Source organism: Paraburkholderia lebeckiae (assembly GCF_014201005.1).
In the GTDB taxonomy this organism is placed as follows: domain Bacteria; phylum Pseudomonadota; class Gammaproteobacteria; order Burkholderiales; family Burkholderiaceae; genus Paraburkholderia; species Paraburkholderia tuberum.
This window is the reverse complement of record NZ_JACHDK010000009.1, coordinates 203743-217218: the sequence shown is the minus strand read 5'-3', so window position 1 is coordinate 217218 and position 13476 is coordinate 203743. Positions and strand designations below refer to the sequence as shown.

The following is a 13476-nucleotide window of genomic DNA, read 5'->3' as shown; positions in this document are numbered from 1 at the left end:
GAGGGTCACGCATTCCATCGCACGAGCGACCACTGCAGCGTCTCGTCGTTACGTCGCAACCAGACGATCCCCGTCATATCCAGCGACCACTGCACGCAATGCGCGAGCGGCACCTCCAGCACCCACGACGCGATCGCGCGCATCACGCCCGCGTGCGTGACCACGTATGCGGGCGACAGCTCGCGCGTCAGCGCGAACGCATCGAACCACGCTCGCACACGCGCGACGAATTGCGCGACGCTCTCGCCGCCATGCGTGCGCGAATGTTCGAAATTGGCGGCCCAGTCGTCGAGCAGCGCGCGATCGATCGTATCCCAGCGCTGCGCTTCCCAGTCGCCGAAGTCCATTTCCTTCAAGCGCTCGTCGTGGCTGACCACGCAGCCGAAGTCGTTCGCGATCTCGGTCGCTAGCGCGGCGCAGCGCGTCAGCGGACTCGTGATCAGCACACGCGGCGCCGGCACCTGCAAGCTCGCGAGCTTCACCGCCAACGCATTGGACGTGACCTCGGCGCTCTCCGCCAACGCGACATCACTATGGCCGTAACAAACCCCCGCCTCGAGCGCGACAGCGGGATGTCGAATCAGGACGATATCCATGCAAGCCCCACCAGGTAGATGCTCAATTCGAAGATCTGCTGCGCGAAGCCAAGGCAATCGCCGGTATAGCCGCCGATGCGTCTGACGAAATAACGGCCCATCGCAAAGCGCAGCGCGAACAGCACAGCACACGTGAGCGCGGCAAAACGCCAGTCGGGCATGCCGGGGCCGTTCGGCCACAGCAGCCACGGCAGCCCGAACAGCGCGGCGCACAACAGCGCCGGCCCGCTCAGACGCTGCGCGACCGGCTTGGCTTTGCCGGCCGCGCGCACGTAGTCGAGCGTGGCCAGGTAACTGATCGCGCACGCGCGGCTCGCGCCATGCGCCGCAAGCATCAGGCTTGCGGCGCGCAGCGGTGGCAACGCCGCGAGCGTTTGCCACTTGATCGCCAGAGCGATCACGAGCGCGATGGCGCCGAAAGCACCGATGCGCGAGTCCTGCATGATGCGCAGCGCATCGTCGCGCGTATAGGCGCCACCGAACGCATCGATACAATCGGCGAGACCGTCCTCGTGAAATGCGCCCGTGACCGCGAGCGACGCGGCCATCGACAGCAGCACCGCGACACCCGCCGGAAACACGCGCAGCGCGGCCAGATAGACGAGCGCGCTGAAGCCACCGACCAACACGCCGACGAGCGGAAAATAGCGCGCCGCGGCGTTCAGATAATGCGGCTCGAAGCCGACCCAACGCGGCACGGGCACGCGCGTGAAGTAACCGAGCGCCGTGAAGAAATAGCGCAGTTCCGCGAGCGGGTTCATGAACGTGGCGAGTGCAGGTTCACGGTGCTGCGGGCCGAGCTTCGCGTTATCGCGAAGCGCGTGCTCACGCGCTTCACGGTTCGCGATCGGCGACGCTCGCCGAATCGAAGCTGGCCATCTCGTTGACGAAGGCCACCGCCGCGCGCAGCAACGGCACCGCGAGCGCGGCGCCCGTGCCTTCGCCGAGCCGCAGGTCGAGCGACAGCAGCGGCTGCGCGCCGAAATGATCGAGCATGCGCCGATGCCCGGCCTCGTTCGACGCATGCGCGAACACGCAGTACTCGCGTACATCGGGCGAGAACGCATCGGCGACCAGCAGCGCGGACGTCGCGATGAAGCCATCGACGAGGATGGTCATGCGCGCCTCGGCGGCCGCCAGATACGCGCCCGCCATCATCGCGATTTCGAAGCCGCCGAAGGTCGCGAGCACGTCGAGCGGCGCGCGTGCATCAGCATGACGTGCAAGCGCCGCCGCGAGCACGTTGCGCTTCTTCGCGAGTCCGGCGTTGTCGAGACCCGTGCCGCGGCCGACGCAGTCGTCGATCGGCACACCGCACAGGCGACTCATCAGACACGCGGCCGCCGAGGTGTTCGCGATGCCCATCTCGCCGAAGCCGATCACGTTCGTGCCGAGCGCCGCGTGATGACGCACACGCGCGGCGCCCGCCTGCATCGCGGCGAGCGCTTCGGCGTGCGTCATCGCGGCTTCGTGTGCGAAGTTGCGCGTGCCGCGTCCGACCGGAATGTCGACGAGTCCGTCCGTGGACGGCAACGGCGTCGCGATGCCGGCGTTGACCACTTCGAGTTCGAGACCCGCGACGCGACTGAGCGCGTTGATCGCCGCGCCGCCCGCGATGAAGTTCGCGACCATCTGCGCGGTCACCGCTTGCGGATAGGGGCTCACGCCTTCGGCGGCGATGCCATGATCGCCCGCGAAAACGATCATCGCGGCACGCTGCACGGTGGGACGTGTACTGCGTTGGATCAGGCCCATCTGGCGCGCCAGCGTTTCGAGCCGGCCGAGGCTGCCGGGCGGTTTGGTGCGCGTATCGATGATCCGTTGCAGCTCGGCGCGCAGCGTTTGATCGAGCGGGGCGACTTCGGGCAAACCGGTCGGGAGTGGGATGCGAGTCATAGGTAGGATCGAAACAAGGAATAGGAGTAAATAATCAGCCTGACTGTGCGTCATGACCGGCAGGCGATTCGTGACCCACGCGCGGCGCGGGAATCAGCGCCTCGTGCTCGCCGTCGCGAATCAGAATCAGCGGATAGCCGAACGCGCGGCTCGTCAACGCGGGCGTCAGCACGTCGCGCACTGGGCCCGCATACGCGCCGCCCGCGCCGTCGAGCAGCAACGCGTGCGTCGCGAAGCGGCGCGCAAGGTTCAGGTCGTGGCAGGAGAACAGCACGCTGCGGCGCGGTTCGCGTGTCCATGCGACGAGCGCTTCGAGGCAGTCGATCTGATAATGCAGGTCGAGGTGCGACAACGGTTCGTCGAGCAGCAACAGCGGCGCGTCCTGGCACAGCACTGCCGCGAGGGCAACGCGCTGACGCTCGCCGCCCGATAGCGTCAGCACGTCGCGCGCCGCGAAGTCCGCGAGGCCGAGCCGTTCGAGCGCCGCCCGCGCGGCCGCGCGATCCTCGTCGCGCTCCCAGCCCCAGCCGCCCAGATGCGGGAAGCGGTTGAGCAGCACGATGTCGAGCACGCTTGCGTTGAACGCATCGGCCGCGCCTTGCGGCATCAACGCGCGGCGCCGTGCGAGCGGCAGCGGCTGCCAGTCGGCCACGCGCACGCCATCGAGTTCGACATGGCCCGCCGCCGGATGCAACAGGCCCGCCAGCGTCGACAGCAAGGTCGTCTTGCCCGCGCCGTTCGGCCCGGCGATGCACCAGATTTCGCCCGCATGGAACGTGTGCGTGAACGCGTCGAGCAAAGTGCGCGCGCCGGCGCGCAACGTCAGGCGCTGCGTGCTCAGCATGGAAGGGGTGGGGCTGGGTTCGGCTCGCATCATGGGCGGCGTTTGAGCAGCATCCACAGGAACACCGGCACGCCGACCAGCGACGTGATCACGCCGACCGGCAATTGCGCGGGCGCGATCACGGTACGCGCGATCAGATCCGCGCCCATCACCGCGACACCGCCGCCGAGCGCGGCCGCCGGCAGCAGCATGCGCTGATCGTTGCCGAACGCGAGCCGCAGCATGTGCGGCACGACGAGACCGACGAAGCCGATCGTGCCCGCGGTCGTCACCGCCGCGGCCGCCGCCAGCGACGCGACCAGGTACACACGCAAACGCAGCGGCATCACCGCGACGCCCAACGCCTGCGCGGCCGCGTCGCCGCGCAGCAACACGTTCAGACGCGGCGCGGCCGGCACGATCGCAAGCAACACGAGCGCGAGCGCGATCAGCGCGGTCCACGGCAGCGCGCCGCCGCTGAGGTCGCCGGTGAGCCAGAACAGCATGCCGCGCAGACGGCTGTCGGGCGCGAGATTGAGCAGCAGCGTGATCAGCGCGCCCCACCCGGCCGCGATCACCGCGCCGGTCAATAGCAAACGGGGCGACGTGTCCTGCGGCTCGCCGCGCCATAGCTCGCGACGCGCGAGGCCGAGCACCAGCAGGATCGACACGAACGAACCCGCGAACGCGCTCGCATCGACGATCCACCATGCGCCGCCCGCGATCATCGCGACGAGCGCGAACGTGGCCGCGCCGCCCGACACGCCGAGCACGTACGGCTCGGCAAGCGGATTGCGCAGCAGCACCTGCAGCAGCGAGCCGGCGAGCGCGAGCAACGCGCCGCACGCGAAGCCCGCGAGCGCGCGCGGCAAACGCAACGTGCGCACGATCTCGCCGGCGAGATCGTCGCTGCCCGTGCCGCCGAACGTGTGCGTCGGCACGAGCGCCGCAAGCACGCGCGACGGCGCGAGCGGCACGCTGCCGAGCACCAGCGAGGCGCCGAGCACCGCGATGGCGGCGAGCGCGAGGCCGAGCCAGATCGCGGCCGCGCGTTTCGCGTTCATCGGGCGCGGCGTCGCCATCGCGGCGCACAGCGAAGCGGACGCGCGGCTCATCCGCGTGCGCTCACGCATGCGGCCAACCCGGCGCGCGCGTCACTGCTGCTGCCAGCCGAGCGTGACATACGCACCGCGTCGCGGCGAGTTATACGAGTAGGCCGTTTCATAATCCTTGTTGAACAGATTGTCGATTTGCGCACTGACGTACCACGCTTTGGTGACGTTGTAGCGCGCCGACAGATTCACGATGCCATAACCGCCGAGGTTGCCGGTGCTATCGGTGCGCGGACCGCTGACGATCCACTCGCCGCCAACCCGCCAGCCACCGATGCCGCGGTTCACCGCGAACGACCCGAACCGACGCGCGCGCCGCACGAGGTCGGTACCGTTGTCGAGATCGACCGGGTTCTGCAGCGTCACCGTTGCGCGCACGTCGGTCTTGCCGACATGACCGCTCCACGATCCTTCGAGTCCCTGCACCTTCGCATGGCCGACGTTCTCCGCGAGGTAGATGCCGGGGATCGTCTGCACGTAGTCGATCAGATTCGTATAGCGCGTCTGGAATGCATTCAGACGCATCACGCCGAGCGCATCGGTCGCGTACTGCAAACCGGCTTCGACCGAATGACTGCGCTCGGGCTGGATCGACGGGTTGCCGCTGATCGGATAGTACAGATCGTCGAAGCTCGGCGCGCGGAACGCATCCGAATAGCTTGCGGTTACCTTCCAGCGCGACGTGATGTCGAATCCGTAGCCGAGATAGTAACTGTTCGCTCCACCGAAATCCGAGTACTGGTCGCGTCGCACGTTGGCCTGAATCTGGTTGCGGCCGAAGCGCGCGCTGTAGCCCGCGAAGACCGAATCGACGTGACGGTCGGGCGCGGCGAACGTGTCGGAGTCGAGCGTCTGGTCGAGATGCTCGTAGCCGAATTGCAGCTTCTGGTTCGCGGCGAGCGCGAAATCGTTCTGCCACGTGTACTGGCGATTGTCGGTATCGAAGCGGCCGTTGTAGATGCCATTGGTGTTCGACACGCTGCGGTCGTCGCCCTCGGCGAGCGTGACGTGGGTGGTCCACCAGTCGGTCAGCTTGCCGTTCGCGAATACCGACACCTGACGCACCTTGCTATAGAGATTGTTCAGATCGGTCGGCTCGCCGTATGCATTGTCGTAGCTGTTGTCGTTGTTCGACTGGAAGTAGCTGACGCCCGCGTCCCACCTGTCGGTGAACTTGTGACGCAGCGACGCGCTGATGCTCTCGTTCAGATTGCCGTTCGCGTTCGGATTCGCGGCCGGCGCCTCGAGCGGATTGAGCGACGAAAAGCCGTCGTCCTTCGTGCGCGCGAGCGAGATGTTGAAGGTCGTGCGCCCGTCCTGATCGAGCGCGCCGTTCACGCCGGCCGTTTGCGTCTGCGTGTGATAGCTGCCGTAGCCGACCGAAAAATTGAAACGCGGCGGATGATCACCGCCGTCTTTCGTGAACACCTGCACGACGCCGCCGATCGCGCCCGAGCCATACAACGCCGACACGTTGCCGTTCACCACTTCGACGTGATCGACCTGATCGAGTGGAATCTGCGCGAGCTGAGCGGAGCCGAGGCTCACCGAATCGACGCGCACGCCGTCGATCAGCAGCAGCGATTGCGTCGACGATGCGCCGCGCAGAAAGAGGCTCGTGGTCGAACCGGGGCCACCCGTGCGCGAGATTTGCGCGCCTGGCGCGAGTTGCAGCAGGCCGGGCAGATCGGTCGCGGTCGTGTCGGCGATGTCCTGCTGATCGAACTGCGTGGTCTGCGGAATCGCATCGCGCAACGCTTGTGGTCCGCGTTGCGCGGTCACGACGATCGGCGACAGCACGTTGCCCGACGCATCGGCGGAGGGGGCATTGGCAGCGATTGCAGCGTTTGCGGCGGTGGCATCCGTGGCGGACGATGAAGACGAATGCGGCGTCGCGGACGCGGACGCAGGCTCGGCGCTTTGCGCATGCACGACGAGCGGCAGGCTCGCGAACGCGAGCAGCGTTGCGCGGGCGATGGGGGACAGCATGGGATGACATTCCTGTGGATAGCGTGCGCGGCCTGCTTCCCCGCGGGCCGACGCGTCACGAGGCGTCCCCTTGTTCAACGTTTTCGCGGGGACGTCCCTCTTTTCTGGCCGGTATCCGGGCTACGACACATCGATCCCGCCTTCCCACGCGTGACGCGCAGTGGCACACTCGCACGTTGAACTTCCAACCTTGCGATCAGGACCGACCTGCATGAGCACATCACATGCGGTCGCTTACCGTTGCGGGGGCAGCGCAGGTTCGCGCATCCGGTTTTGGCTCCGCGCGCGCCCTGCTTCCCGTTTAACTGCGCGCGCCGAGAAGCGCGCGCGGGCACCAGAGTGCGGGAAGTTTACGAGCGGCCTCGCGGGGCGTCAAGAAAGGTCAACCGGAGCGCCATCGGTTCTGTTGAATGCAGGTTATTGTCCGATGGATTACCGGTTTTTTATCTTATGGTCGACGACACGACACGCAACGAACCTGCACGAAGCGATGCTGTTACGTCTCGAAACGAGACAATTGTCGGAACCTGTAATATTCCGCGCTAAAATGCGATGTCTTTAGAGGACGCAGCACATGCTCACCGAACTCGAATCACTCTCCCAGAACATCGGCAAGCTGATTGCGATCAGCCAGCGCCACAACGAAGCGCGGCTCGCGCTCGAAGAGCAGCTCGCACAAACGCGTGCCGAAGTACAAGCCACGCATGCCGAACTCGCGCAATTGCGCGAAGAGCGCGACGCGCTGCAGGCGGAACGCGACGCGCTGTCCGCCAAGATCGACGACGCTCAGGTGCGCCTGAATGCGATTCTCGAAAAATTGCCGCGCGCACGCGCGAGCAGCGAACCGGATAACCAGCTCGATCTGCTCGAGTCCGCCCAGCCCGAACACGAGGAAGCGGAAAGCGACGTGAGCCGACACGGAGAAAGCGCATGACCACCAAGCAGATCGAGGTATCGATTCTCGAAGTACCCTATCGTCTCGCCTGTTCGCCGGAAACGGAAGGCGCGCTGCTCGAGGCGGTCGCGCGCGTCGACGCCGAGATGAAGAAAATCCGCAGCGGCAGCAACGTGCGCGGCACGGATCGCATCGCGGTGATGGCGGCGCTGTCGCTGGCATCGGAACTGCTTAAGCTGCAAAGCAGCGTGCGGCACGGAGAAGCATTTCCCGCTGAAGAAATCCGGCGTACAATGCAGCAAATGAACGAACAGCTAGGTACTGTGATCGAGCAGTACAGCTTGCAGTAAGCAGTAATGGGCCGGTTTCGAATTGGTCACGTGTTCAACGGTATGTGTTGTAGCTTCATCGGTTTAGCTTCCCTGCCTGGTTCGCCAAGGTCATATATTCCTTGAACCAATGCCATGTGCACGGTTGCGGAAATTTGTAGCACGGGCGTGCGCGTCACTCAGTCTGATGTACCCGAAGTGTTGCTAACTGCGACCAATTCTGAACCCTCGGTTCAGGATGCCGGCCTAGCGGCTAAGGCGGGGACCTTATCTGGAACGGCATCGGACTTCGGTTCGATGCCGTTTTTCTTTGGTCGTCGTTTTTTCGTTTGAGCGCCTTTTTCAGGGGCTTTTCCGTACGCGCCTGCTGTTGCTGCGCTTCGTTCAATCTCACACGCTCACTCCGATTCATGCGCTACTGGCTGATGAAGTCCGAACCGGACGAAGCAAGCATCGACGACCTCGCCAACGCACCGCATCGCACCTTGCCGTGGACCGGCGTACGCAACTATCAGGCGCGCAACTTCATGCGCGACGTGATGCAGGTCGGCGACGGCGTGCTCTTCTATCATTCGAGCTGTCCGGAGCCCGGCATCGCGGGCATCGCGGAGGTCTCGTCAACCGCGTATCCGGACCCGACGCAGTTCGATAAAAAGAGTCCGTACTACGACGCGAAATCGTCGCCGGAAACGCCGCGCTGGATGCTCGTCGACGTCGTGTTCAAGAAGAAAATCGCGCTGATTCCGCTTGCCGCGCTGCGCGAGCATGCCGAATTGCAGGACATGCGCGTGCTCGCCAAAGGCAACCGCCTGTCGATCACGCCGGTGACCGACGCCGAATGGCGCTTCATCACTAAACAGCTGGTTTAAGAGCGAACGCGCGACGCGGCACTTGTCGTGATCCCGTCCGGGTCATCGTTTCCGATGCGGCGGGGAAGCACTAATTGGGGAACCAAGCGTCGGTAAAACGCGCCTAATCGGTCGACGAAAGCGTGAGCTCGAACTGACCGCTCGACGGCAAGCCGATCCATTCGCCAGCGCATCCGTCAAACCGCGCGCCACCACCCGTCGCTCGCGTCGAACGTGCACAACCTGTTCAAACAAGGATTCCAGTCATGACGACAAAAACCGCACGGTCCCTCGCACTTGCGCTCGCCTTGGGCGCGCCTGTGGCACTCGCACTGAACCCTGCGCCCGCTCGAGCGCAGACCATGATGCCGCAGCCTTCGGGCGTGCTGTCGCTGAATGCGCAGGCGAGCGCGGAAGTCCCGCAGGACGAAGTCGAAATCACGCTGTTTTACGAGCAGGAAGCGAGCGAGCCGTCGTCGCTGACGTCGACGCTGAACGAACGCGCCGACGCGGCATTGCAGAAAGCGCGCGGCGTCAGCGGCGTGACTGCGCGCTCGGGCGCGTTCTCGATCTTCCCGTCGACGGACCGCGACGGACGCATCTCGACGTGGCGCGGCCGCACGGAAGTCGTGCTCGAATCGCGCGACTTCGCCGCGGCTTCGAAGCTCGCCGGACAGATGGCATCGATCATGCAGGTTGGCAACGTGCGTTTCTCGCTGTCGCCGGAAGCGCAGCGCGCGGCCGAACAGCGGCTCAGCGGCGAGGCGATCAAATCGTTTCGGGAGCAGGCCGCGGCGTCCTCGCAGGCGTTCGGCTTTAGCGGCTATTCGATCCGCGAGGTCAACGTGAATCACAGCGGCGTGATGCCGCGTCCGATGATGATGATGAGCGCACGCGCGATGGGCGCCGACGCGAAGAGCGCGCCGCTGTCGCTCGAAGGCGGCACGTCGACGGTGACGGTCAACGTGTCGGGGTCGGTGCAGATGAAGTGACGCGCGAGCGCAAGCCCAAACAGAAAACGCCACGGCATCCATCGATGCCGTGGCGTTTTTTCATGCAACGCTCGCTACGCTAGCCGAGCGCCGCTCAGTTCGCGCCAACCGCCTGCGCCGGCTCGCGACGCCCACGGCGATACGCCCACACCATCAGGCCGATGCCCGCGAGAATCATGGGCAGCGACAGCCATTGACCCATCGACAGCCCCATCGCGAGCAGGCCGAGGAAATCGTCCGGCTCGCGCGCGAATTCGACCGTGAAGCGCGCTAGGCCGTAGCCGATCAGGAACATCGCGGAAATCGCGCCGAGCGGCTTCGGTTTGCGCGAGAAAAAGATCAGCACGAAGAACAGCGCCACGCCTTCGAGCGCGATCTCGTACAGCTCCGACGGATGTCGCGGCAGCATGTGATATTGCGCGAACACTTCGTTCAGATGCCATTGCGCGGCCAGTTGCGGATGCGCGGCGAGCCATGTGGCGTCGTCAGGCGCGGCGCCGGGAAACAGCATCGCCCACGGCGCGGACGGCTCCGTCACGCGGCCCCACAGCTCGCCGTTGATGAAGTTGCCGAGGCGCCCCGCCGCGAGGCCCGTGGGCACCATCGGCGCGACGAAGTCGGTGACTTGCAGCCACGAGCGCTTGCGCTGATAAGCGAACAGCATCATCGCGATCGTCACGCCGAGAAAGCCGCCGTGAAACGACATGCCGCCTTCCCACACCTTGAAGATGTCGAGCGGATGCGCGAAATAAAAGCTCGCCTTGTAGAACAGCACATAGCCGAGCCGGCCGCCGAGGATCGTACCCAGCACGCCGTAGAACAGCATGTCGTCAATATCCTTCGCGGTCCAGCCTTGCGCGGCGACGTACGGCAGCCGCAGCCGCAGCCGGGCGACGACGATCGCCGCGACGAACGCGACGAGGTACATCAAGCCATACCAGCGCACGGCGAGCGGCCCCAGATGGATGGCGACAGGGTCGAAATTGGGGTGAATGAGCATCGTGTAGTTATGGGCAGTTCAGGTTCGAAAGCAGTTTTTACAGGGAATCAGAAGCGGGATCTAGACACGCGACGCGAGGCTCGCCGCATGCGCGCGCACGATGTCGATGAAGCCCGCCAGCACCGGGCTGACCTCGTCGGTGCGCCAGACGAGGCCCGTCTCGATCGCGGGCACCGACTCGGACAGCGGCCGGTACACGACGCCCGTGCGCCGCAGGTTACGCAAAGATTGCGGCACCAGCGCGACGCCCATGCCGGCCGACACGAGACTCACGATGGTCTGCATCTGGATCGCCTCCTGGCCGATCCGTGGCGCGAGGCCCGCAACGCCGTAGCAATCCATAATGATGTCATAAAAGCCTGGCGCGAGACGCCTTGGGAAGATCACGAGCGGCGCGTCAGCGAGATCGCGCAGGCTGACGGGCGCGTCGAGCCATTCGGCGGCGGGGTCTTCAGCAGCGCTGCCCTTGCCGTTTGTGTCCACGCTGCCCCCCAAGCGTTGCGCCATCTCCGTCGACATCGCGATCACGAGCGGCTCGCGCGCGATCGGCAGCCACGACAGCTGCGCCGCATGCCGCGACGGCAGCGGCGCGATCACCAGACCCGCGTCGATACGCCCGGCCACCAGTTCCTCGACCTGCACGTCGCTGGTCGCCTCGGTCAGTTCGAGCCGCACGCGCGGATGCCGCGCGCCGAAATCGCGCAACAGCAGCGGCAGCAGGCCGTAATCCGCAGTCGACACGAACGCGAGCGACAGCACGCCCGCCTCGCCGCGCGCGAGGCTCTGCGCGAGCGGCCTGAGCCCTTCCGCGGCCGCGAGCAGCCGCTGCACCTCCGGCAACAGATCGGCGCCGACCGCCGTCAACTCGACCGAGCGCTTGGTGCGCGCGAACAGTTCGACGCCGAGCGTCTCCTCGAGCGCGCGGATCGCCTGCGACAGCGGCGGTTGCGTCATCGACAGACGCGCGGCCGCGCGCCCGAAGTGCTTTTCTTCGGCGACGGTGACGAAATAGCGCAACTGGCGCAGGTCGGGGATCGTCGGCAGCATGATTAATATATTTTACGACCTGAACAACCGCGAATAATACACACGACGCGTGTCACGCAAAACCGCCTGTTTGCACGGTCTGGCGGAACTACACTGAACGGATGCGCACGCGGACGCCAACCCCGCGCTTTCATCAGAACAGCCAGACTGGAGCTCCCTATGGCCTACAACCGTCGTTCGAAGAACATCACGCAAGGCATCGCGCGTTCACCGAATCGCTCGATGTACTACGCGCTCGGTTACCAGAAGGAGGATTTCGACAAACCGATGATCGGCGTCGCCAACGGCCACTCGACGATTACGCCGTGCAACGCCGGCCTGCAGCGTCTCGCCGACGCGGCCGTCACCGCGATCAGGCGCGCCGACGCAAACCCGCAGACCTTCGGCACGCCGACGATCTCGGACGGCATGTCGATGGGCACCGAGGGCATGAAGTACTCGCTCGTGTCGCGCGAGGTGATCGCCGATTGCATCGAGACCTGCGTGCAAGGGCAATGGATGGACGGCGTGGTCGTGATCGGCGGCTGCGACAAGAACATGCCGGGCGGCATGATCGGCCTCGCGCGCATGAACGTGCCGGGCATCTACGTGTACGGCGGCACGATCCGGCCGGGCAACTGGAAAGGCACCGATCTGACGATCGTGTCGTCGTTCGAGGCGGTCGGCGAATTCACGGCGGGCCGCATGTCGCAGGAGGATTTCGAGGGCATCGAGAAAAATGCGTGTCCGTCGACCGGTTCGTGCGGCGGCATGTACACGGCCAATACGATGAGCTCGTCGTTCGAGGCGCTCGGCATGTCGCTCATGTATTCGTCGACGATGGCGAATCCCGACCAGGAGAAGGTCGACTCGGCCGCCGAATCGGCGCGTGTGCTCGTCGAAGCCGTCAAGAAGGATCTGAAGCCGCGCGACATCATCACGAAGCAGTCGATCGAAAACGCGGTTGCCTTGATCATGGCGACCGGCGGCTCGACCAACGCGGTGCTGCACTACCTGGCGATCGCGCACGCGGCCGAGATCGAATGGACGATCGAGGACTTCGAGCGCATCCGCAAAAAAGTGCCGGTGATCTGCAACCTGAAGCCGTCGGGCCAGTACGTCGCCACCGATCTGCACAAGGCGGGCGGCATTCCGCAGGTGCTGAAGATCCTGCTCGACGCCGGGCTTCTGCACGGCGATTGCATGACGATCACCGGCAAAACGATCGCCGAGGAGTTGAAGGACGTACCAGCCAAGCCGCGCAGCGATCAGCAGGTGATCTTCCCGATCGACAAGGCGCTCTACGCCGAAGGCCACCTCGCGATCCTGAAGGGCAATCTGGCCGAGGACGGCGCGGTCGCCAAGATCACGGGGCTGAAGAACCCGGTCATCACGGGCCCGGCGCGCGTGTTCGACGACGAGCAGAGCGCACTCGAAGCGATCCTCGCCGACAAGATCGTCGCAGGCGACGTCGTCGTGCTCCGCTATCTTGGCCCGAAGGGCGGCCCCGGCATGCCGGAAATGCTCGCGCCGACTTCGGCGATCATCGGCAAGGGGCTCGGCGAATCGGTCGGGCTCATCACCGACGGCCGCTTTTCGGGCGGCACCTGGGGCATGGTGGTTGGGCACGTCGCGCCGGAGGCGTTCGTCGGCGGCACGATCGCGCTCGTGCAGGAAGGCGATTCGATCACGATCGACGCGCACCAGCTGCTGCTGCAACTGAACATCGACGATGCCGAGCTGCAGCGCCGCCGCGCCGCATGGCAGGCGCCGAAGCCGCGCTACACACGCGGCGTGATGGCCAAGTATTTCGCGCTCGCCCAGCCGGCGAATCGGGGGGCGGTGACGGGGTAATGACCGGGGCCGGCGTGGCCCGCCCCGACAGGGATAACCCGCCGCCGCGCTACGCAAGGCGCACGAAAATCCGTGCGCCCCTTTGCTCTTATAATGCGTGGACCACGAGCCGGGCA

The 13476-nt window shown here is 65.4% G+C and carries 13 protein-coding genes, 1 other RNA gene and 1 riboswitch; of the genes, 6 read left to right on the top strand and 8 right to left on the bottom strand.

From position 1 onward, the window contains the following. Nucleotides 1-5: 5 nt before the first annotated feature. The 6 genes from cobC to HDG39_RS19500 form a co-directional block, all read right to left on the bottom strand. A complete protein-coding gene (gene cobC, locus HDG39_RS19525) occupies nucleotides 6-596 on the bottom strand; it encodes an alpha-ribazole phosphatase (RefSeq protein ID WP_184007795.1) in 591 nt (196 codons plus the stop codon). Further along, complete coding sequence (locus HDG39_RS19520) at nucleotides 581-1357, bottom strand: adenosylcobinamide-GDP ribazoletransferase (RefSeq protein WP_184007793.1); 777 nt, start codon at nucleotides 1355-1357, stop codon at nucleotides 581-583. Before HDG39_RS19520 ends, cobC begins: the two co-directional genes overlap by 16 nt. A gap of 73 nt (nucleotides 1358-1430) precedes the next feature. Then, complete coding sequence (cobT, locus tag HDG39_RS19515; RefSeq protein WP_184007791.1) at nucleotides 1431-2492, bottom strand: nicotinate-nucleotide--dimethylbenzimidazole phosphoribosyltransferase; 1062 nt, start codon at nucleotides 2490-2492, stop codon at nucleotides 1431-1433. A gap of 34 nt (nucleotides 2493-2526) precedes the next feature. Beyond that, complete coding sequence (locus tag HDG39_RS19510) at nucleotides 2527-3336, bottom strand: ABC transporter ATP-binding protein (protein WP_409259191.1); 810 nt, start codon at nucleotides 3334-3336, stop codon at nucleotides 2527-2529. A gap of 29 nt (nucleotides 3337-3365) precedes the next feature. Further along, nucleotides 3366-4430, bottom strand: coding sequence for a FecCD family ABC transporter permease (locus tag HDG39_RS19505; protein WP_184007957.1), 1065 nt, complete (start codon nucleotides 4428-4430; stop codon nucleotides 3366-3368). 39 nt (nucleotides 4431-4469) lie between these two features. Then, nucleotides 4470-6416 (bottom strand): TonB-dependent receptor domain-containing protein, encoded by a 1947-nt coding sequence (locus HDG39_RS19500; protein WP_184007787.1) that lies wholly within the window; start codon nucleotides 6414-6416, stop codon nucleotides 4470-4472. A gap of 89 nt (nucleotides 6417-6505) precedes the next feature. Next, nucleotides 6506-6770: riboswitch (cobalamin riboswitch) on the bottom strand. A gap of 220 nt (nucleotides 6771-6990) precedes the next feature. Between HDG39_RS19500 and HDG39_RS19495 the strand changes: the two genes are divergently transcribed. The 5 genes from HDG39_RS19495 to HDG39_RS19475 all read left to right on the top strand — a co-directional run bounded on the left by HDG39_RS19495 (nucleotide 6991) and on the right by HDG39_RS19475 (nucleotide 9480). Continuing rightward, the gene (locus tag HDG39_RS19495; protein WP_184007785.1) at nucleotides 6991-7350 is read left to right on the top strand and encodes an ATPase; all 360 of its coding nucleotides are present in this window, start codon (nucleotides 6991-6993) and stop codon (nucleotides 7348-7350) included. Continuing rightward, nucleotides 7347-7661 (top strand): cell division protein ZapA, encoded by a 315-nt coding sequence (locus tag HDG39_RS19490; RefSeq protein ID WP_018419691.1) that lies wholly within the window; start codon nucleotides 7347-7349, stop codon nucleotides 7659-7661. Before HDG39_RS19495 ends, HDG39_RS19490 begins: the two co-directional genes overlap by 4 nt. A 66-nt stretch (nucleotides 7662-7727) precedes the next feature. Beyond that, nucleotides 7728-7909, top strand: a non-coding RNA gene (gene ssrS, locus HDG39_RS19485) — 6S RNA. Between the two features lie 141 nt (nucleotides 7910-8050). Continuing rightward, a complete protein-coding gene (locus HDG39_RS19480; RefSeq protein WP_176379185.1) occupies nucleotides 8051-8509 on the top strand; it encodes an EVE domain-containing protein in 459 nt (152 codons plus the stop codon). 245 nt (nucleotides 8510-8754) lie between these two features. After that, nucleotides 8755-9480: an SIMPL domain-containing protein gene (locus HDG39_RS19475; protein WP_184007783.1), complete on the top strand. Its 726-nt coding sequence runs from the start codon at nucleotides 8755-8757 to the stop codon at nucleotides 9478-9480. Nucleotides 9481-9574: 94 nt separating this feature from the next. Here HDG39_RS19475 and lgt read toward each other — a convergent pair whose 3' ends face one another. Next, complete coding sequence (gene lgt / locus HDG39_RS19470; RefSeq protein WP_184007781.1) at nucleotides 9575-10480, bottom strand: prolipoprotein diacylglyceryl transferase; 906 nt, start codon at nucleotides 10478-10480, stop codon at nucleotides 9575-9577. A gap of 60 nt (nucleotides 10481-10540) precedes the next feature. Then, on the bottom strand, nucleotides 10541-11527 hold the full coding sequence (locus HDG39_RS19465; RefSeq protein ID WP_184007779.1) for a LysR family transcriptional regulator: 987 nt from the start codon (nucleotides 11525-11527) through the stop codon (nucleotides 10541-10543). A 159-nt stretch (nucleotides 11528-11686) separates the two neighbouring features. On the opposite strand from HDG39_RS19465, the gene ilvD reads away from it, so the two are divergent. Further along, nucleotides 11687-13360, top strand: a complete 1674-nt coding sequence (gene ilvD / locus HDG39_RS19460; RefSeq protein WP_184007777.1) for a dihydroxy-acid dehydratase — start codon at nucleotides 11687-11689, stop codon at nucleotides 13358-13360. Nucleotides 13361-13476 lie beyond the last annotated feature (116 nt).